The following is a 17,815-nucleotide window of genomic DNA, read 5'->3' on the forward strand; positions in this document are numbered from 1 at the left end:
TTATGGACTTCGATAATTTACATCAGATTTTACGACAGCTATATGACGATATGATGCCTTTATGCGGCAATATGGTCGGGGTAGCTAAAGGAATTGCAGGGCTGGGTGCATTGTTTTATGTCGCATACCGTGTATGGCAGTCATTAGCCAGGGCGGAACCCATCGATGTGTTTCCTCTACTTCGCCCTATAGCCATCGGTATTTGTATTATGTTCTTTCCTATAATTGTTATCGGAACAATAAATAGTGTGATGAGTCCCATTGTACAAGGTACACATGGCATGTTAGAAACACAAACCATGGATATGAAACAATATGCAGAGCAACGTGACCAACTCGAATATGAGATTAAAAGACGGAATCCGGAGACGGCTTACCTGGTCGATGACGATGTTTTCGAAGCCAGACTCAGTGAGCTGGGCATTACCGATGTGGGATCTAAGGCGGGATTATATATCGACAGGGGGATGTTCCAGTTAAAAAAATGGCTGCAACAAGCCCTTAGGAATTTACTTGAACTATTATTCCAGGCAGCTGCTCTTGTAATTGATGTAGTCCGGACCTTTTTCCTGATCGTCCTTGCCATCCTGGGGCCTATTGCTTTTGCCTTTGCAGTATGGGACGGTTTCCAGTCTTCCCTGACCGGTTGGCTGATGCGCTATATATCCGTATACCTGTGGCTGCCGGTTTCCGACCTGTTCAGCAGTATCCTGGCCCGTATACAAGTATTAATGCTCAAGAATGATATTATTCGTATGAGGCAAGACCCGGACTTTTCACTGGATTCTTCTGATGCAATTTATATCATCTTTATGATTATCGGGATTATCGGATATTTCACTATTCCTACGGTTGCAGGATGGATTGTACAGGCCGGAGGCGGAGGTGCCATGAGCAGGGGTATTAATACTGCGGCGATGAAAGGGGGAGCATTTGCCGGAGGTCTTGCCGGAGCTGCCGCTGGTAATATTGCCGGGCAGGCAGGTAAAGGTGTAGGGGCTATCGGCGGAAAACTCAAACAGGGAGCAGGAGCTTTGGTCAGAAGTATAAAAAACCGCAGACAGAACAGGCAAAACAACTCTTAACAAGCAATTATCAATTCTATTAAAACAATTAGAATATGCAGTTTAAATCATTATTGAATATAGAAACCAGCTTCAGGCAACTCCGGGTTTTTGCCATTATATTTATTTGCCTCTGTGCAGGTATTACAGGCTACTCCATCTATAGCGCTTACGATTTTGCCGAAAAACAGCGGCAAAAGATCTATGTGCTGGACAATGGGAAATCCCTGATGCTGGCTCTGTCACAGGATTTGTCACAGAACCGTCCGGTTGAAGCACGTGAGCATGTCAAACGGTTCCATGAGCTGTTCTTTACCCTGGCTCCGGAAAAAGGTGCCATCGAAAGTAATATACAAAGGGCTTTGTTACTGGCAGACCGCAGTGCGTTCAACTACTACAAAGACCTCTCGGAAAAGGGTTACTATAACCGGCTTATCTCAGGAAATATTATCCAGAATATACAGGTAGATAGTATCATCTGCAATTTCAGCGTATATCCGTATGATGTAAATACTTATGCCAGGCAAATGATTATCAGGGAAAGCAACATTACCGAAAGAAGCCTGGTAACCAACTGCAAACTGATGAATTCGTCCCGTTCGGAGAATAATCCGCATGGATTCTTTATCGAAGGCTTCGAGGTGAAGGAAAATAAGGATATACGGGTTATTAAACGCTAAAATTTTCAGGCTATGAAAGAAAGGATAAAGGAAATAGGCTATGCCTTTGAAGATATCTTCAAAAAGATAGTCGGGGAAATTACTCCTGAAAAAAAACTTGTCATTATCCTGTCCATATTGCTTGTCGGAACCCTGGCCAATTTATATATGACTTTCAGGGCTATACAGAGTATGGGTAGTAATAACGGTAACAACACTCTGAACATCCGTCATATCGGACAACCGGAAATAATAACATCTGATAATACATATCCCGGTGATTCACTGAAAGGAGGTTCTGATGAAACGGATTAATTGTAATAAAATCTTACGGAACTGGATACTGCTACTGTTTTGCTGTACGCTGACAGGAATCTTTCTGGACATCCTGTTTTCAGTTCCTGTTAACAGGCAGAAAATCTCTCTAGGTATTGACTCCAATACCCCGGAGGAAAAATATTTACCTGAAGAAAACCCCTCAAAGAGTGCTTTTGACAGTATAAGAAATGAGTATCTGTTAAGCTGCGGACTAGATCCTGACAGTATTATAAATCTTTAAAACGACTAATTATGAGCTTTAACAATGAACAAAACATCAAACGAAGGATAGGTATCCTGACAATCCTTATTCTGCTTGTCTGCGGTGGGGTTATATGGGCAGGAATAAAATTATCCGATATGTATGACAGGAGTGTATTCCTGTTTTGGGACTACAGGGATCAAATCGAAAGGATCGAGGAAAATATCGATAAGAAATTCAATACGATTATTTTACGGATCGACTCTTTAAACCCGACTGAGCTAATTGATAGCCCGGTTAACTCTTTACCGGAAGATAAAAAAAGGATTGAACAGGATAGCATCCGCAATATTTTAAATGATATACTGAAATATTATGAACAACAGGCAAAAGCTTAAGAAATATGCGGTATTCGCCCTGATGGGCATTGCCTTTGCCGCATGCATCTGGTTGATTTTCAAACCATCGTCAGATGAGAAGGAGAAAGAGAAGCTGGGTATCGGTTATAATGATAAGATTCCAGACCCGACCAATAACGAAATCATTGAGGATAAAAGGGATGCTTATGAACAGGCCAGCCTCAAAGAGAGGAATTCTAAAGATATGGTGAACCTGCAGGATTATTCATCCATGCTCAAATCCCGGGAGAATAATAACGACGGGATCGATTTACCTGAACAGGAATTAAAACCTCAGCAGCAATCAGAAAGGCATGCTGCTATCGGAAACTCGGTTTCCTCTTACAGGGATATCAACCGGACTCTGGGCACATTTTATGAAAAACCGGCCTATGATCCGGAAAAAGAGGAAATGAAGAAAAAGATGCAGGAACTCGAGGATAAGCTTACTGAAAAAGAAAGCAAGCAGTCCTCAATGGATGAGCAGATCGCTTTAATGGAGAAATCTTATGAACTGGCGGCAAAGTATATGCCACAGACACAGACTGCCGGTAATGTTCAATACCCGAATGAAACGGCTTTTACTGAGAATATCAGCGAAGGCCTGAGTGCGCAGGATATGAAAAATAAGATTGTCAGATCATCTAAGAACGGAAATGAAAAGGTGACGATTTCTCCAGTCAGGCAGGCTCGCGACAGGACAGTATCGGCTTTAAGGCAGGATTACTCGAATGACGAGTTGATAACCTTGTATGATCAACCCAGGAATTTCGGGTTTAATACGCTTAAAAGTCAGGAAAGCAAAGCGGATAAGAATACAATTAAGGCCTGCATACATGGTGACCAGACGGTAATGAGCGGACAAAGTGTATTTTTGAGGCTATTGGAAGCGATTATTATCGATGATGTGACCATCCCTGTCAATACAATCCTCACAGCCAACGCCAACCTGCAGGGAGAGCGGCTCGGTTTACAGGTATCATCCATAGAATATGATGGAGCTATCTATCCGGTTAAGATAAGTATTTATGATACGGACGGTACCAAGGGAGTATATATACCTGCTTCTATGGAACTGGATGCACTTAAGGAAATTGCCGCCAATATGGGCAACAGTATGGGACAAAGTTTTACCATGACTCAAAGCGCAAGTGCACAAATCGCTTCCGACCTGACAAAAGGTGTTATACAGGGGGCATCACAGCTTTTTGCCAAGAAAATAAGGATGGTAAAGATAAATCTTAAAGCGGGCCATAAGGTTTTACTCTATCCTGAAAAACAGTGATCGATTTAAATAATCCAATAAACATTTAATTAATAAAAATAGGCATATGAAAAATTTAATTATAGCATTATTCTTAGCGGTATTATCCATACCGGCTTTTGCACAGAATACAGAAGAAAACAATCCTGTTACGGAAAAGCAGGCACAGGAATCTCCCGAATCGGACGGTATAAGAACAGGAATCAACCCGTCTTCGGGTGACTTATATTACGGACTTACCCGTAAGATCATGTATGACCGGATGATTCCGCCACACGGCATCGAGGTCACTTTTGACAAGACTGTTCATCTGATATTCCCCTCCCCGATTGTTTATGTGGATCTGGGTTCTGCCAATATTGTTGCCGGAAAAGCGGACGGAGTGGATAATATCCTGCGTGTAAAAGCTGCGATCAGGGATTTTTCGACTGAAACGAATTTTTCGGTAGTCACCGATGAAGGTAGTTTTTATTCGTTCAATGTCAAATATGCGGATGAACCCCAAAAACTGAATATCGAGCTGAAAGATTTCACTCATGACGGGGAAGCCGTCAACCGTCCGAACAACTCGCTGGATATTTATCTCTCTGAATTAGGCAAGGAAACCCCAAAGCTGGTCAAACTGATCATGAAGTCCATTTATGACAATGATAAGCGTATCTATAAGCATATCGGCAGTAAAAAATTCGGTATCCAGTTTCTATTGAAGGGTATTTATGCCTATGACGGCATGCTGTATTTGCATACCCAGATTAAAAACTCAACAAACGTGCCTTATGATATCGATTTTATCCGCATGAAAATTGTCGATAAGAAAGTAGCCAAGAGGACTGCCGTGCAGGAAACCCTTATTGTCCCTGTTCGCGCCCATAATTATGTGACACGGGTGAACGGACAGGCTGTGGAACGCACCGTACTGGCTATTCAAAAAATCACGATACCCAACGGTAAACAGCTCGTATTTGACCTCTATGAACAAAACGGAGGGCGAAACCAGTCTTTTGTCATTGAAAACGAAGATCTGGTCAGGGCCGAGCGTATCAATGAACTTAAAATAAGATAAGTTATGAAGATCAGGATATTAATTACAGTATTGTGCCTTGCCTTTTTAGGGCAGGCACATGCCCAGCGTTATCTTCCGGGAATGAAAGGGATACAGGTCACAGCAGGGGCAGTAGATGGCTTTAAGCTCAGCAAACAGGACGGACAGGCATTTTCTTTGGGTGCTGCACTGGCTACTTATACCAGGAGCGGGAACAGATGGGTATTCGGTGGGGAATATTTACAGAAAAACCACCGGTATGGGGATATGTATATTCCCGTTTCACAGTTCACCGGGGAAGCCGGACATTATTTTAAGTTCTTATCTGATAATTCCAAAACAGTATACTTATCTCTGGGAATTTCATTATTAGGCGGTTACGAAACAGTCAATTGGGGGAAAGAAGTGTTGAAAGACGGAACGACTATCCAAAACGAAGATAATTTCCTTTATGGAGGAGCTATCACTCTTGAATCGGAAACCTATCTGGCTGACAGGCTCGTTTTGCTTGTCGGAGCCAGGGAACGGTTTCTGCCCTCATCCTCCGTTGCGGATTTTCATTTCCAGTTGAACGTGGGTGTAAAGTTTATTATCAATTAGATAAGCCGCTGAAAACCATCAGCGTATTTGGTTGGAAGAAATTCGATAATATCATAGGTTGCAATCTTATTGATATAAAAAGGATCGGCTTTCATTATTTCTAAAGCATGCTCTTTTGTTACCGCCCTGCATAGGATAACACCTCCGGTACGAGGTTCCTGAGGTCCTGAAGCAATGAAATGTCCTTCTTTATAATTTATATCCAGGTAAGTGCGGTGCATACCCAGATATTTTTCAACCTCATTAAGCGGTTTTTGATAGGTTAGAATGAAAATAAACATAGCGATCAATTTTGACGTAAAATTAAAAAATTATAAATCAATATGAGAAAAATAGCAGCATATATAATATACACGATACTGATTGCATGTATCGCATGTGCCTGTAGCAGCGATCTTGATCTTAAGCAGTCTTATGAATTCAAGGTTACTTACCTTCCGGTACCCCAAAAGCTCAAAGTCGGAGAAACTGCCGAAATCCGGTGCCAGATAGAACGCAGCGGATATTATAAAAATACGGCATACAAACTTCGTTATTTCCAAACTGATGGGGAGGGTACATTACGGCTCGACGACGGAACCATATTCCTGCCAAACGATTATTACGACCTGGACAGGGAAACATTCAGGCTCTTTTTCACCGCCGGATCGGAAGAGCAAAACAACATCGACATTTACTTCTTTGATTCAGAAGGAAATAGCTTCACGTTAAACCTTAGTTTCAACTATGACAGTAAGGACGAGAACAATAACGAATAAACTAGAACTGAAAGATGAATGCAACATACTATTTTTTAGTAGCTTATCAGTTTATATCATGGATATGGATGGCTGTAAGCATACGGAATGCTCCTACGGATATTGAGCTGTGGGGTGAAGAAGTTGAATAATCATTTGTCCGGACGTCTCTTTTGCCGTCCGGATAATTTAATACTTATAAAATGGATAACAATATAAATATTTATGGAAATTATTATCTGGTACCGGATTTAGATCCCCCTGAAAGAAAGCGATTGCTCGACCGGCTGGAGATAGATGCTGATGATATTAAAAAGTCCAATATCCTGCATGATCGTGAAAATAAGCAGTGGTGTATCTCCGGTAAGAGAATTGTAAACGATTTTGATTTCCCGCAAGCTTACAGAGAAAACGTGGAAATACCTGTCTATACAATGAGCGATGTAGAGGATGACCGGTTCAGGATGTCCAACGGGCATTACTCCGCCTTCTTTTTTACAACAGAGAACAATATGGGTAAAGCGACTGAAAAGATGCTGGAATTAGGCCTGGATTACAGATCTTACTATAGAGATTTTGAAACAAAGAACCCCAGTTCCTTATTTTTAGCTTTTAATAATACCGTATATCCCTGCAACAGCAAAAAGCATACACTGGATACAATGGATACCATAGGACTGGATTGGGACAATTTTAATAACCCACCCGAACCAATTGACGAATTGATCTCCAGACAGCGGAAAAACCTCAAGGCATTGGAAGAAAGATGCCTGAGCTACATCCCCTATTTTAGCCGCACATTACCGGTTTGTATGGAAGCTGTAAAAGATAATCCTTTCAACATAAAGGATGTACCCGGATATTTTTTAACCCGGAAGTTTATCAGCGATATCGTTGAAATGAATCCTAAGAACCTCGGGTTTATTCCTACCGACAAAATTGACAGGACACTATGCATGGATGTTTTTAAAAGGGACTGTAATACTTTTTGCTATATACCTGACAAATATAAAACAGAAAAGATGTGCATAGAAGCTTATGAAAGGATCAGAGAGGATACTGAAGACCCTTTGCGGCTGATGCCGTTCGTGGAAAATATCCCTTATAGCAGTGTTTGTATCGATTTACTCAGAAAATATACAGAACCCGCAGAATTCTCTCTAATATTTATGTCAATCCCGAAAAACGTATTCAATCAGGAAATTGCCGATGTTGCGATGCGAATCGATAAAGAGTCAATACACGATATACCTGACAGATTTATTTCCGAAGAAATGGCATTTACGGCATTGAAAACTGATCCCATCTTATTGAATAAGGTTCCCGACAGGTATAAAACGGAAGAAATATGCAGGCAGTCCCTGTTTTCTGAATTGGAAGAAATGGATAAGGCCAGAATACTTCGTGCAATTCCTTATCCAAACCTGATATTGGAAGCATTGAAGTCTGAGGGATACAAAGATTGTTCACCAATAATGTTGTTGACATATATAGAACGTGATGTCATAAACACCCCTATGGCAATGGAATTAATAAAACGGGATGCGGGATGCCTTCCTGATATCCCGTTTCATCTGAAGGATGAAAACATTTGTATAGAGGCAATAAGAGGTACAGGGGATATGAAACCTCTTTATGCGATACCTAAAGACTCTATGAGTGATAAAGTATGTAGTGAACTCGTGAACAAATTTCCCGAGGCAATCCGCCAACTATTGCCGGAAGACAAGAAGACACCGGAATTATGCCTGATGGCTGTTAAACAGGATGAATCACTACAGAAATATGTGCCGGAATCTATTGTAAATGATCTGAAACTGAATATGTACAGGTTTGGTATGCTGGTCGAGGAACAAGTGTCACTAAATTTTTCGCAGGTCAAGGACTTGTACGAAGGGAAAAAAGTGGAAATCGATTATACCGAACCTACAAACCAGATTCCACGGAAAGTGGAAATTGAATATAACTCACAAAAAGAATCCTTAAATTATTATGATAGTGTCCGGGATACAAAGAGTAATGAAAATAAACAGAAAAATACAATTCCGGATAAAGGTAAAGGGCTAAAAATGTAAATATCTATTTAATAGTTTAACACTATGGAAAATAATATGATTAATCAGACTTATTTTTTGAATCTTAATCCGGGGGAGATATCCTCTGCTTTTCGATTATTCCGCAGATTAGATATAAAGCCGGTTTTTGACGAGAACGAATATTTTAATGATTTAAAAGAGAAAGATGTCAGTCAAATTACATTATTGGTTCACAATAAAAAAGCCTGGACATGGACTGATGGTGTATCGGAGAAGAAGCCGGAGAATTTATCTGGTATTTCCCCTGCTGAAATGCTGAAAATACTTGGGCTGCCAGCTGTTGATAAAATACCATCTGTGGAAATAGAAGAACTGCTGAAAGATAATATCTATGATTTCTACTGGTTGGAAACAAATAAAGACCTGCCCCGAACGGAAATTGCAGAACAGTGTTGCCGGTTGGGCTTAATCTATGAAAATGAGCTGGAAGGCCTGGTTAATTATCCGTGGCCAACCGACAGGTTTCTGGTGTTGAATCATAAAATATACGGTTCCGAAAATACAATCGGGAAAGAAGCAATGCAAAAACTCGGAATATTGCCGGGTGAGGAAATCAGGACTGAAAGGTTAAGTGATCTGGTCAGGAAGCATGAAAGGGACATTTATCTTGTGAAGAACGACTTCCGCATGACAGGCCATTTTTCAGGTTTACCTACATACTGTAAAACGGAAAGTGTAATTCTTGCAGCTATTGATGCCGATTATGACAACATAAAGCATGTGCCTGTATTTGCAATCAATCAGAAAATCGCCGAGGCGATGGCCCGCAGGGATGGAATGTCCCTGGAAATTATACCCGGTGAGTTTATTTCCGCAGAAATGTGCCTGAATGCCGTTAATGATGATGGTATGGCGTTGAAGTATGTCCCGCAGGAATTCCATTCTGACGAACTATTCGAGGCTGCCATCGCGAATGACGGCTGGGCTTTGCAGTTTGTCCCGGAGAATAAAAGGACAAAAGACATGTGTTGCTCGGCATTAAGTCAGGTTTTAAATATAGGTTATGAAGGTTATTCAATAGCAAAGTATATCCCCTACCCTGATATTTGTCTGAATATCTTTAAAGATGCCGTAGATATTAATGATGCCACCGATGTATCAAAAAGGTTTCCTGACAAAATAATTAACCAGGAAATTGCACTGGAAGCGATAAAGCAGGACATCGATTGCTTTGGGCTTATTCCTCAGGAAATCAGAACTGCCGGGTTTTACGATGAAGCGGTTAAAATAAACGGATGGATGTTACAGCATGTACCTGAAGAGATGAAAACTCCCCAAATGTGCCTTGCTGCTAAAGATGCCTCACCGGATCTGGGATACGGACATTTAGGGCTTGTTGCCTATGTTCCGTTTCCTAAAGTTTGTTTGGAGTACCTCAAAGAAGCAGCCGGAAAAATCGATGTGTATGAAGTCTTTACAGCTATACGAAAGGATGTGTTAAATCCCGATATTGTTCAATTGGCTGTCGATCTGGATGTAAATTGCTTCAAATTCGTGCCGGATAATCTGAAAACGGAAGGTTTATGCCTGAAAGCCATTCAAGAGACGGGAGCTTTTGGTGAAGTGTTCGATTATATCCCCGAACACCTGAGAACAAAAAAGATATACAAACTTGCCGTAGAGACTAACGAAACAGCATTAAAATGGGTACCCGAAAAAAAAAGAAGCTATCAGATGTGCCTGTCAGCAGTCGAAAGGGATGGATACCAGCTGGAATTTGTTCCGGAAAGAAAGAAGACCAAACAAATTTGTCAAACAGCATTGGATAATTGCGAAAAGCCGGCAAATATTAAAAATTACCGTATTATGCCGGACATCCCATTTCCCGACATCATACTAAATGCGATTGAGAAATTTAAATCGAAGACCGAATCGATACCACTCTATTCTTCCATAAATGAAAATGCTTACAATGAAGAAATCGCAAAAAAAGCAGTCATGGCTGATGGTGCATGCTATGACTTTGTTCCTGAAAGACTTAGAAACGAAGAGCTTGCCCTGCTTGCTCTTTACCATACACATAAAGTAAGAGATATCCTGATGCTAACCCCGGACAGATATTGTTCGCAAAAGCTTTGTGAAGTGGCTGTTTTTATGTTTCCGGCTGCAATACTTCTTATTCCTCAGAATCGACGTACAGCTGAATTATATTTAATGGCGACGAAAAAAAATCCCGGGCTAAAAGAGGATGTTCCTGAAGATATAAAAAGGAATAAAAACATATATAGTTTTAATGAGAGACTGGAAAAAATACTGACCGGTAAAGATAGGCTGAACTTTGATCAGGTGCAGGGAATCTATCAGGGCGGTTCTGCATTGGTAAAAGAAGTAAAGAGCGGCGGGCAAATATTCAATAACAGGTTTCTATCATATAACGGTATAAAGGACAGGTTTGTTATTGCCCGTAGCCAAAAACAGGATAATAAAACAGCCATGTCTGATACGGATAATTCCCGGTCTAAGAAAGGAAGAAGAATATAGCAGGTAATAATTATTCTTCATCCGATTATTCACATTTATCTGACAAAAAATCATGGAAACAAATATAGACATACAGGAAAAAAATTATTATTTCCTGATCTGTGATGCACCGGCAATTGATGCAAAGCACCGGATCGACCAGTTGAACCATATGGGATTTATCGCTGATGGCAACAAGGAAAACATGGTTAATTATTTTCAGCGGTTTAGTAAAAGTAAGGAGCCTGTCGTTTTTATTTTTCAGAATAAGATAAGGAACCTGAGTGCATATATGGATCAGCCGGAATTCGACAAACTGGGCATTAAACAATCTTTTGAACAGATACCCAGGCTCAGGTTGAGTGAATTGATGAAACAGCAGTTTGAAGATATGGAGTTCATAGGTTATAATTCACTGGAATTGTTGCCCGATTATAGAAAGACTGTAGGGGTATGCCGGGAAGCAATAAGGATAGATCCTTATAATATACGTCATATACCGGATTATATGCTATCCAAAGATACTATTGACTCCTGTGTATGTATAGAAGGGAATACCTTGCAATATATACCTCAGGAAAGATTGAATGCCGGAATATGCCTAAAGGCTGTTGAAAATGACTATATGGCCCTGCAGTATGTGCCTTTCAAATTTAAAAGTGAGGAGTTATGCCGTATGGCTGTTAAAGGAGCGGTTGATGACACTAAAAATGAAAGTTACCATGTATTAGCACATATACCTTATACTTTCATTTGTAATGAAGTAATCCGGCAATTTAATAAAATGTCCGTTAGCGGGGAAGCTATGGCAAAGACAATCGTAAACAAAGAGGTGATGTCCGCCGGTATGTGTGATAAGCTCTTTGAATGGGATCATAATGCCTATAAGCATTTTCCCAATTTATATAAAAGTAAGGAGATGACAGAAAAGGCCATAGCCTTAGACGGGATTCTATTGGCTTACGCTCCGCCAAAACAAATCAATGAGGAGTTATGTTTGTCTGCTATAAAGAATACTTACAAAGCTATGGCGGTTGTGCCTGTGTTCTTAAAAAATCCCGATTTCTGCCTGAAAGCGGTACTGGCTAACCGAAATGCCGGGATAAAGAACTTGGTTCCTATGGAAATAAAGAATGGAAAGAATATTTACAGCTTTAACGAGAGGCTTGAAAAAATATTGACAGGGAAAGTAAATCTGACATTTGAACAAGTTCGAAATCTATACAGTGGTGGGTCGCAAACATTTTTAGAAGTAAAAAGCGGGAGCAAAATCTATTCAAACAGTAGTCTTTTTTATGACAAAGAATTGAACCGATTTCTAATCGCTCCAACCCAATCTGGCAATATAAATCAAGTATTAACCAAAGATGATCTTAATAGGAAAAAAGGGAGGAGAATATGATATATATCCGCTCAAGTTTATTTCGTAATGAAGATGTGTTTTTGTCCGTACAAAATTAATAGCTGATTGTAAACTTTTCATCATGTCAAAATATATTTATTCAATATGTACAAATGTGTTTATACTATATTGCCATGTGGTATTTTGCCATAATGTACATGTACATGTGCATTTGTACATGGGTTTCCTGTGGCTTAAAAAGTCTTGTTTATTTTGTAATGCAAGATGTGTTTTTGTGTACACGAGAACGTCATGCTATAAAAATCATATTAGGATATATAATTGCCCCACTATCGAAAGATTAAGCGGGGGCAATGTGTCTGAGGATAACGTATTATAGAAACTTAGAAGTCCTTTAAGATATATATACATTACCAACCAAAAAGATTACCTCTTTTTAATAATTCACCATCTTTTGTAACAGAGTTTTCTTTAATATCCACAGAGATATAACCATATATACTATTAATATCAAAATACTCATGATCAAATAGATCCCAATCTGAAGTTTTATATATCTTAAATATGTAATTGATGCTATTTACTTGTATTTGATTACCACATTTGATATTCAATCGATTAATATTTATAGAATCATAAGCAATTACAATATTACCAGCATTTGAAATCTCAATATAATCAATATTTTCACTTGGAGATGATAATCCTTGATATTTTCCAATTATAATATAACATTTTCCTCCCCATCTTTTCCATACAGTAATATCATTCTTTATAGTTGCTGGCGTACTTTTGACTGTTTCCTTTCATATTGGGGATTAGTTGATATTCTGAAAGAGGGCAAGGGTTTCGATACCGTGGAATACATTCGGAAGCGTCCATTATTCAATAAATTGTTTACATGTACGCCACCCCAAAATAGAAAAGGTTGAAAATATTATTCGCTATTATAACATTAATAACAAGATATTCCATTTTCAATTTACACAAAATTTAGACTATTATACGGTCGTATTCTTTTTTCTTAGATTACAATATCTTCTAAATTACAGACTACACACCTGATGAAACAAAAAATAACAACTGTTTTGTAAAACAATCTACAGATTCAATTATCAGCCTAAAGGAACTTATAAGAAATCGACTAAAAAAGCTATTATTTGTTTTTTTTAACGACACAAATAACATACTATATATTTGGTATTTTTATATTTGTAAAAATACTTCCTTGAGTCTAGCCATCTTTTAGAAAGATTTTGTTTGCAGTTTGTATTATGCTTGATGGATATTTATCAGTTTTATTTGAGTTGATATAAATATATTAAAAAGAAAGCCGGCAAAAATAGGAGAAAAATACGATTGCTTTATTGGCAGAAAATGAAATTTTACAGTCTACTGGTATAATTGTTAAATAAATTGTCATACTCTTATTTAACATCATAAATAAGAGTATGACACAAACTATACAGACAAGCAATACGGTTCTTTCCTGTAGCTTATATTGCAATTATGGAGCTACGATCCATTTAGCTTTCATCTCCGCTACGATATCTTCATCATCCAGGTGCATATAAATATCCTGTATATTATTGCCTATTGCATGCCCCATAATACGTTCGGCAATACCATCCCTAATGCCTCTTTTCGCTGCTATGGTCCGGAAGGTATGCCGGGCCCGATGGAAAGTAATCGTCTTGTTAATACTCAATTCTGCAATTATCTCTTTCAGATGCTGATTGGTTCGCCAATTAGATAAAGGGTAAAATATTGGCAGATATGTTTTTTTATTCTTTCGTTCCAATAAGGATTCTACCACGGAAGAGACTATTGGTATTTTATACTTTACACCCGTTTTAAGACGATTATTACTCAATAAAAGACATATATCATCATTCTTATCTTCTTTCAGCACAACGGGCTTCAAATCATCATAGGTGACATTATAAAACTCTGCATAAGACAAAGAAGTGTAACAACTAAAGAGGAAGCCTCTTAACACTTCACGTCTACCGCCTTTATATTTACCTAAATCATAAGCTTTCTGCAATATTTTTAATTCATCCTCATTTAGTATATCATTGTTTTGAGCCTGGGTAATCTTTTTAATTTTAAATTTAGAATAAGGGTTCTTATCCAGGATTCCTTTATCGACAGCAATCCCCAGAAAAAATTTAAAGTTGGAATGTTTTTTATAAATAGTATTCAACAAATTCCCGGATTGGATTTCGTATTCATGAAACTTCTTTATATAGTCCAGTGTAATTGCATCGAAAGTCAGGACAGGTTTCCATTTTTGCATCTTGTTAAGAAAATTACGATAATTGGCTATTGTGCGTTTGGCTCTGGTTAATTCCAAAAACCTCAGTTCATTCTCCGCAAAAACATAAAAATCTGTATTGCCATATAGTTTATCTTTAAACTTGTTCAGAAACACTCCAACTCGCAATGGCTTAATAAAGTGGTCCCGGATAATTGTCTGTGCTTTCGTGTATTGCTCCTGTATAATCCTATTGTATAGTAAATGGTCCCTGTGGCTAGCCAAAACCATTTTTTTGTTATCACTCCAATGCTTCGGATGTACTGATATATTCAGACCGATGTAAGTGACACGCCTGTAGGATGTATACCTCAGGCAAACCGGGCACGTGCCGTCTTTTGCTTCGTGACTGAGACGTTGTATTACTTTTAATGTGGCTTTCATTCTGATTACATTGATTGTTAATGAATAAAAAATGCCACATATATAAATAAAAGAAATACATGAGGATATTAACTTACGCGATTTGTCTCTATTTGTCGTAATTTGTCGTAGTTAACATAAATATATCCTGTGCATGGTTACTGTTTTAATATATTACCATAATACTCTTCATCAAAAAGCTGTTCCAAATCAATCGCATTCAGCTTTTCATTGACTTTACAAGGATTAATATAAAAATAATTCGTCCTTTCGACCTGCTCAAACCCAAGATCCAGAAAATATCCATAAAGCTTAAATGAAGAATATTCAAGGTCCTGATCCATCCGGTGATATTGCATTGCAGGTTGCATAGAGGATGTATCTAACTGCAATGGATACACAATGGCAAGCACCAAGCCTACAGTACCGTCAAACCGGCAGAGGATGTCCTTTATGATGAATTTTCCATAGCCGTAACCCCGATATTCAGGAAACAGAACGATATCATTTATATACAAGACGTTAAAATTACCATTCTCAGCAAGCAATTCGTCAAATTCAGGTTTTAACTCTCCGGTTTTTCTGTCCATGATAAAATCACCGACATATCCACATGCATCACTACTCGAATTCGATAGGAGATCTTCCAAAAGAAGTCCGTTATTGATGAGATATCCTAGATAGAACAAAGACACCCGAGCTTTTCCGATTAAGACTTCCTTCGTATCTTCGTCAATATCTGCGGAATCACATCCGTAGACATCAATTGCATATTGTGTGTAACAATCAAAACCTTCCATATAAGAACTTCCTGTAGAGGATTCAAAGCTATATCGCAATTTCAGGTATAGAATATCTTTTGCTTGCATTGTTATTATTGTTTTATATACATTTTCTCCAAATATAATGATTTGTACCGACTGGACATCATTTCTGCAGCGCATTTTAATTGCCAGAAAAAAAGGCATAGGTCTAAAACCTATGCCTTTATGTATTATTAGCCTCGTGTCGGGTCTGCTTTACAAGCTCATACAACCCATTTATCTAACATCTCCCGGACAATATCTTCATCATGCAGGTGAGTATATATATCCTGGATGTCATTACCTTCTGCATGCCCCATGGTACGCTCGGCTATTGAATCTCTGACACCTTTTTTCGCAGCTATCGTTCGGAAGGTGTGCCGGGCCCGGTGGAAAGTCATCGTCTTATTAATTCCCAGATCCTTCATTATTTCCTTAAGGTATCTGTTGGTAGGCTGATTGGCCAAAGGCAAAAAGATCTTCCGGGAAGTATCCGTATCTCCGGCTTTTCGTTCCATTAGCAGCTCTACGACGGGCGAAACTATGGGTATTTTATATGGTACGCCCGTTTTCTGACGCTCATTGCTGAGCAATTGATACATTTCTTCTGTATTTTCTTTTTTTAGTCTTACAGGCTTTAAATCATCGTAAGTAACATTATGAAATTCGGCATAAGATAAACTGGTGTAGCAGCTAAACAAGAAATCCCTTAACACCTCACGCTTGCCTTCTGTATATTGCTCTGCGTCATATGCTTGCTGCAATATCTTCAGCTCTTCTTCTGTCAGTACATCGTTGTTCTGTGCCTTCGTGATTTTCTTGATCTCAAATTTTTCGTAAGGATTCTTTACAAGTTGTTCTTTATCAATGGCCAAACCCAACAGAAATTTAAAGTTTGCATGCTTCTTATAGATCGTGGACAGCAAGTTACCTTCCTTAATTTCATGATCATGAAAACGTTGGATAAATTCAAGGGTGATTTCGTTGAAGGTCAGTATGGATTTCCATTCCTTCATCTTATTGAGCAGGTTACGGTAATTGGAGAGGGTTTGCTTTGCACGGGTAGATTGGAGCAATTCCAGTTCTTTTTCTATAAAAACATAAAAATCTGTATTGCCATAATACTTATCCCGGAATTTATCAACAAATTCTTTGGTGGATAAGGGCTTATAGAAATGAGCCAGAAGGATGTTCTCGGCTTTGCAGTATTCTTCTTCAATAATGCGGTTGTAATGTAAATAGTTTCTTTCCCCCGACAGAACCATTGAACGCTTTTGGCTCCAGTGTCTGGGATGAACAGATATACCTAACCCTATAAAAGTTGTTTGTCTAAAAGATGTGTACCTTAAACACAACTGACGTTTACCATCTTTTGTACTGTAATTGTTACGTTGGAAAATTTTAATGGATGCTCTCATGACTCAATTGTTTGTAGTTAAACAATAGTCAAACGAACAAGTGTAAACTCATGGAAAAATCGATTTTAACTATTAATCGTTAAAACAATCAATCGATTGATTTTGTGCTTCTTGTAGAATTCCTGAAAACTACTTTCTGTTTATTATTCATCGTGTGTAGTCCCAGGCAGAACCAGGCCTTTCAGTCCCTAAAAATGTCTACTTATCTCTATTTTAGGGCATTTCAATATGTGTTAAATTGATGACTTTTTCTTCATATACTGAATAACATAGAAAACCTATTACCATTGAGGGAAGTAGGGTATATTTCCAGAGCTGAAAAACCTATACAAAACTGATAAATAAGTATTTGAAAGCTAAATGTAAAGTGGATAAATATAAGTTAAATATTAAAAAAAAAGACCTTATGAATATAAATGAGGAGGATACTTTATCTCAATTATAATCTCTTTTAGTAATTAATGTTATGGGCATTATTGTCCTACTTTAGATAAATGAATAGATCTTTTCAACCGTGATATCTGAAATATTTGAGAAAACTCTAAGACAAAGAAACCGTTGTATTAATTGCTATTGAAAAATAAACTGAACATTAAGATATATAATGGGGTAGGTTTTCGTGCAGAAGACCTTTAATTTAACAAAATAGGATGATGAAGACGAAATAAATGCTTATACTATCAGTCGAGATTTAGGAGAAAGATGGGTTGG

15 protein-coding genes are annotated in these 17,815 nt (G+C 38.4%); 11 read left to right on the top strand and 4 right to left on the bottom strand.

Annotated features, from left to right (window positions below; all coding sequences use genetic code 11):
* Nucleotides 1–2 precede the first annotated feature (2 nt).
* The 7 genes from traJ to ACYQ3L_RS01215 all read left to right on the top strand — a co-directional run bounded on the left by traJ (nt 3) and on the right by ACYQ3L_RS01215 (nt 5,547).
* Nucleotides 3–1,085 (top strand): conjugative transposon protein TraJ, encoded by a 1,083-nt coding sequence (traJ, locus tag ACYQ3L_RS01185; protein ID WP_379998304.1) that lies wholly within the window; start codon nt 3–5, stop codon nt 1,083–1,085.
* Between the two features lie 35 nt (nt 1,086–1,120).
* Nucleotides 1,121–1,744, top strand: a complete 624-nt coding sequence (gene traK, locus ACYQ3L_RS01190) for a conjugative transposon protein TraK (RefSeq protein ID WP_379998302.1) — start codon at nt 1,121–1,123, stop codon at nt 1,742–1,744.
* A gap of 12 nt (nt 1,745–1,756) precedes the next feature.
* Nucleotides 1,757–2,038: a TraL conjugative transposon family protein gene (locus ACYQ3L_RS01195; protein WP_379998300.1), complete on the top strand. Its 282-nt coding sequence runs from the start codon at nt 1,757–1,759 to the stop codon at nt 2,036–2,038.
* Between the two features lie 255 nt (nt 2,039–2,293).
* A complete protein-coding gene (locus tag ACYQ3L_RS01200; RefSeq protein WP_379998297.1) occupies nt 2,294–2,641 on the top strand; it encodes a hypothetical protein in 348 nt (115 codons plus the stop codon).
* Entirely contained in the window at nt 2,619–3,926 is a 1,308-nt protein-coding gene (gene traM / locus ACYQ3L_RS01205; protein ID WP_379998295.1) for a conjugative transposon protein TraM, read from the top strand. The genes ACYQ3L_RS01200 and traM overlap by 23 nt, the downstream gene beginning before the upstream one ends.
* 46 nt (nt 3,927–3,972) lie before the next feature.
* Entirely contained in the window at nt 3,973–4,968 is a 996-nt protein-coding gene (gene traN, locus ACYQ3L_RS01210) for a conjugative transposon protein TraN (protein WP_379998293.1), read from the top strand.
* A 3-nt stretch (nt 4,969–4,971) separates the two neighbouring features.
* Nucleotides 4,972–5,547 (top strand): conjugal transfer protein TraO, encoded by a 576-nt coding sequence (locus ACYQ3L_RS01215; RefSeq protein WP_379998291.1) that lies wholly within the window; start codon nt 4,972–4,974, stop codon nt 5,545–5,547.
* Here the strand turns inward: ACYQ3L_RS01215 and ACYQ3L_RS01220 are convergent.
* Nucleotides 5,544–5,828, bottom strand: coding sequence for a YciI family protein (locus ACYQ3L_RS01220; protein WP_379998289.1), 285 nt, complete (start codon nt 5,826–5,828; stop codon nt 5,544–5,546). The two genes, ACYQ3L_RS01215 and ACYQ3L_RS01220, sit on opposite strands and share 4 nt — an antisense overlap.
* A 42-nt stretch (nt 5,829–5,870) precedes the next feature.
* Between ACYQ3L_RS01220 and ACYQ3L_RS01225 the strand changes: the two genes are divergently transcribed.
* The 4 genes from ACYQ3L_RS01225 to ACYQ3L_RS01240 all read left to right on the top strand — a co-directional run bounded on the left by ACYQ3L_RS01225 (nt 5,871) and on the right by ACYQ3L_RS01240 (nt 12,242).
* Entirely contained in the window at nt 5,871–6,305 is a 435-nt protein-coding gene (locus tag ACYQ3L_RS01225; RefSeq protein ID WP_379998287.1) for a TraQ conjugal transfer family protein, read from the top strand.
* Between the two features lie 182 nt (nt 6,306–6,487).
* Complete coding sequence (locus ACYQ3L_RS01230) at nt 6,488–8,359, top strand: hypothetical protein (RefSeq protein ID WP_379998285.1); 1,872 nt, start codon at nt 6,488–6,490, stop codon at nt 8,357–8,359.
* A gap of 24 nt (nt 8,360–8,383) precedes the next feature.
* Nucleotides 8,384–10,861, top strand: coding sequence for a DUF4116 domain-containing protein (locus tag ACYQ3L_RS01235; RefSeq protein WP_379998283.1), 2,478 nt, complete (start codon nt 8,384–8,386; stop codon nt 10,859–10,861).
* A 52-nt stretch (nt 10,862–10,913) separates the two neighbouring features.
* A complete protein-coding gene (locus tag ACYQ3L_RS01240; RefSeq protein WP_379998281.1) occupies nt 10,914–12,242 on the top strand; it encodes a hypothetical protein in 1,329 nt (442 codons plus the stop codon).
* A gap of 1,468 nt (nt 12,243–13,710) precedes the next feature.
* Here the strand turns inward: ACYQ3L_RS01240 and ACYQ3L_RS01245 are convergent.
* From ACYQ3L_RS01245 to ACYQ3L_RS01255, 3 genes are all read right to left on the bottom strand, one after another.
* Nucleotides 13,711–14,904 carry a site-specific integrase gene (locus tag ACYQ3L_RS01245; RefSeq protein ID WP_379998279.1) on the bottom strand — a complete coding sequence of 398 codons (1,194 nt, stop codon included), beginning with the start codon at nt 14,902–14,904 and terminating at the stop codon, nt 13,711–13,713.
* Between the two features lie 137 nt (nt 14,905–15,041).
* Nucleotides 15,042–15,752: a hypothetical protein gene (locus ACYQ3L_RS01250; protein ID WP_379998277.1), complete on the bottom strand. Its 711-nt coding sequence runs from the start codon at nt 15,750–15,752 to the stop codon at nt 15,042–15,044.
* Between the two features lie 158 nt (nt 15,753–15,910).
* Complete coding sequence (locus ACYQ3L_RS01255) at nt 15,911–17,104, bottom strand: site-specific integrase (RefSeq protein ID WP_379998275.1); 1,194 nt, start codon at nt 17,102–17,104, stop codon at nt 15,911–15,913.
* Between the last annotated feature and the right edge of the window lie 711 nt (nt 17,105–17,815).

Source organism: Dysgonomonas termitidis, assembly GCF_054657735.1.

What these genes read in the sequence shown, in the direction of transcription:
- ACYQ3L_RS01215 (WP_379998291.1), top strand. Translation starts at nt 4,972, where the DNA reads ATGAAGATCAGGATATTAATTACAGTATTGTGCCTTGCCTTTTTAGGG.
- ACYQ3L_RS01220 (WP_379998289.1), bottom strand. Translation starts at nt 5,828, where the DNA reads ATGTTTATTTTCATTCTAACCTATCAAAAACCGCTTAATGAGGTTGAA.
- traN (WP_379998293.1), top strand. Translation starts at nt 3,973, where the DNA reads ATGAAAAATTTAATTATAGCATTATTCTTAGCGGTATTATCCATACCG.
- ACYQ3L_RS01255 (WP_379998275.1), bottom strand. Translation starts at nt 17,104, where the DNA reads ATGAGAGCATCCATTAAAATTTTCCAACGTAACAATTACAGTACAAAA.
- traK (WP_379998302.1), top strand. Translation starts at nt 1,121, where the DNA reads ATGCAGTTTAAATCATTATTGAATATAGAAACCAGCTTCAGGCAACTC.
- ACYQ3L_RS01240 (WP_379998281.1), top strand. Translation starts at nt 10,914, where the DNA reads ATGGAAACAAATATAGACATACAGGAAAAAAATTATTATTTCCTGATC.
- ACYQ3L_RS01230 (WP_379998285.1), top strand. Translation starts at nt 6,488, where the DNA reads ATGGATAACAATATAAATATTTATGGAAATTATTATCTGGTACCGGAT.
- ACYQ3L_RS01245 (WP_379998279.1), bottom strand. Translation starts at nt 14,904, where the DNA reads ATGAAAGCCACATTAAAAGTAATACAACGTCTCAGTCACGAAGCAAAA.
- ACYQ3L_RS01200 (WP_379998297.1), top strand. Translation starts at nt 2,294, where the DNA reads ATGAGCTTTAACAATGAACAAAACATCAAACGAAGGATAGGTATCCTG.
- traM (WP_379998295.1), top strand. Translation starts at nt 2,619, where the DNA reads ATGAACAACAGGCAAAAGCTTAAGAAATATGCGGTATTCGCCCTGATG.
- ACYQ3L_RS01225 (WP_379998287.1), top strand. Translation starts at nt 5,871, where the DNA reads ATGAGAAAAATAGCAGCATATATAATATACACGATACTGATTGCATGT.
- traJ (WP_379998304.1), top strand. Translation starts at nt 3, where the DNA reads ATGGACTTCGATAATTTACATCAGATTTTACGACAGCTATATGACGAT.
- ACYQ3L_RS01250 (WP_379998277.1), bottom strand. Translation starts at nt 15,752, where the DNA reads ATGCAAGCAAAAGATATTCTATACCTGAAATTGCGATATAGCTTTGAA.
- ACYQ3L_RS01195 (WP_379998300.1), top strand. Translation starts at nt 1,757, where the DNA reads ATGAAAGAAAGGATAAAGGAAATAGGCTATGCCTTTGAAGATATCTTC.
- ACYQ3L_RS01235 (WP_379998283.1), top strand. Translation starts at nt 8,384, where the DNA reads ATGGAAAATAATATGATTAATCAGACTTATTTTTTGAATCTTAATCCG.